At 71.0% G+C, this 2,186-nt stretch carries 2 protein-coding genes; one reads left to right on the top strand and one right to left on the bottom strand.

Features of this window, described 5'->3' with window-relative positions; translation table 11 throughout:
• Positions 1-1,080, bottom strand: a 1,080-nt coding sequence (locus ACFVYI_RS42375) for an ALF repeat-containing protein (protein WP_387895460.1), incomplete at its 3' end; no start/stop codon positions are given.
• Positions 1,081-1,437: 357 nt separating this feature from the next.
• Here ACFVYI_RS42375 and ACFVYI_RS42370 point away from each other — a divergent pair.
• Positions 1,438-1,959 (top strand): hypothetical protein, encoded by a 522-nt coding sequence (locus tag ACFVYI_RS42370; RefSeq protein ID WP_387895458.1) that lies wholly within the window; start codon positions 1,438-1,440, stop codon positions 1,957-1,959.
• The last annotated feature ends 227 nt before the right edge of the window (positions 1,960-2,186 follow it).

The raw sequence follows: 2,186 nt of genomic DNA, 5'->3' as shown, positions 1-2,186 counted from the left end.
CCCCGCGGCCGCGTTGGCCGCCTGGTAAGCCCGGGACGCCGCCTTGCCGGCCGCGGTCGCGGCCGCCGCGGCCGCGGAGGCGGCGCTGGCCGCCACCCTGGTCGCCGAGTGCGCCGCGTTGGCGGCCTCGATCGCGGTGGTCGCGGCCTGGGCCGCCTGGTTCGCGGCGTCCGCGGCATTGCCCGCGGCTTCACTGGCCTTCTGGGCGGAGTCCTTGGCCGCGGCGGTCTCCCGGGCCGCGCGCTCGGCGGCCTCCCGCGCGGCCTGCGCGGCCTGGACGGCACGGGCCGAGGCCTGCTTGGCGGCCTCGGTCTCCTGCGCGGCCTGCTGGCCGGCGGTCCGCGCCTCCTCGGCGAGTTGGGAGACCGTCATCTTCTCCTGGTCACGGGCCCGGGCCACGTGCTGCCCGTTGCGCAGGAACTCCTTCACCTCCGTCGGCCCGTCCCTGAGGGCCAGCTGGGCGGCATTGCGGACCTCGGGGCCGCCGACGGAGATCAACCGCAGGGTGTCGACCCGGTCGTCCTCCTCCTGCGCCGCAGCCCGGCCGCTGTCCAGGAACGTCTGGAGTGCCTCCAGGGAGCCGTCCTTGAGCGCGGCCTGCGCCGCGTCGCGCACACCGCGCTCGTCCAGGCTGATGGAGGTCAGCACGGCCACCCGCAGATCCTCCTTCCACGGCTCCTCGAGGCCCGTGGTGAGGAAGGTGTGCAGTTCCTCGGGCGTGCCGCCGAGCGCCCTGCCGGCCGCCTCGCGCACCCCTCGGCCACTGGTGTTGATCAGCTGCAGGGTGGCGACCCGTTCGTCCTCGGCCCGAAGGGACTTCAAGTTCCCGTCCAGGAGCGCCTTCACGTCCAGATCGGACCCCAAAAGGGCCTTCTCCGCGGCCGCCTTGGTGGCGCGACCGCCGTCGCGCCACGCCGTGAACACCTTCTCCCGGTCGCTCGGCGCGGCCGGAGCCGGCGCCGTCGCCTCCGCAGGTACCGCCGTCGCGGAACCGTTCGTCAGCCCCGTCAGCAGTGTGACGGCACACAGCCCCGCCACTGCCGCACGCGCCCGCCATGGATTGCGCGGGATTTTGCCCACGCTTTCGCTCCCCTTTATCGCCATGTCCCCTCGATGAAGTCGCCGTTCACCGCCCGGAGCGGACCCGCTACGGGCAGCGCCACCTGGCGCGTCGATGCGCGCGGTTCGCGACCATACAGAGCGGGTGACGCAGAAATCGACCCCTTATCCTCCGACGAACTTCTTCCGGACAGGTTGGCCGGAATCCGCCCCGCTGACAAAGGTGGGCATAGTCCCATTCATAGCCGTAAAGGCAGCTTTGCCGCTCCCGAAATGGGATCAACTGCCGCACTGATGCAGTGATATGAATGACCCTGCTTCAGAAGCGGTCGCGCACCCGGCGGCGGCTTCCAAAGATTCCGAAAGAGGGGGATTCTCATGCGTTTGCAACACCGTCCCGTCATCGTCGGTGCCCTCGCCGCCGCGACGTTGCTCATCGGCATTTCCAGCGGGGTGGCAGCGGGTACTTCCGGGGGCGCCGCGGCCACCGCGACCGCTACCGACACCCCGCCGCCGGCCGTGGAGGACTTCGCCTACCCGGGCGCCGAGCAGATCCTCAAGGACCGCAACCTGGTGCTGAAGCGCGGCGACGGGCACGTCGTACTCGCCGACTGCGTCGACGGGCAGAACCTGCTGGAGGTGTGGGCGCGCGGCCGGGCGGACCGGGTCTGCTTCAAGGTGACCGGGACGGGCGGCTTCCTCGAACTGGAGCTGCCCAAGGTCGTCGGCATCCGCGGCAACGACTACACGACCCAGGCGACCGCGGTGGTCAAGGGGACCGAGAAGACCTTCGACATCACCAAGAACGGTCCCGGCGACTACATCTGGACGCCGATCGGCGAAGCCTCGGACCCGGACCAGAACGACCACATGCTGCTGCGCCTGGTCGCCCACCGGTGACCCGACCGAATCCGTCCGACAGCAGCCGGCCGGAGCCTCGTTGCAGTTCGCCCCGCACTCCGAGGAAGTCCAAGTGATGTTGCACAAGTTCCTGACCCGTTCCCGCCGGGCGTCCGTGCTGGCAGTGGCCACGGCCGCCGGCGCGCTCAGCACCTTCTCCGCCATGCCCGCCAACGCCGTCGTCGGTGACCAGGCGGCGGACGGCGCGTACGCCTACACCGCCAAGC

Source organism: Kitasatospora sp. NPDC058218 (assembly GCF_042882445.1).
In the GTDB taxonomy this organism is placed as follows: domain Bacteria; phylum Actinomycetota; class Actinomycetes; order Streptomycetales; family Streptomycetaceae; genus Kitasatospora.
The sequence above is the reverse complement of the archived record's forward strand: the minus strand, read 5'-3'. Positions and strand labels throughout refer to the sequence as shown.

Excerpts from the sequence above, each read along its gene's own strand:
- ACFVYI_RS42370 (WP_387895458.1), top strand. The coding sequence starts at position 1,438 with ATGCGTTTGCAACACCGTCCCGTCATCGTCGGTGCCCTCGCCGCCGCG.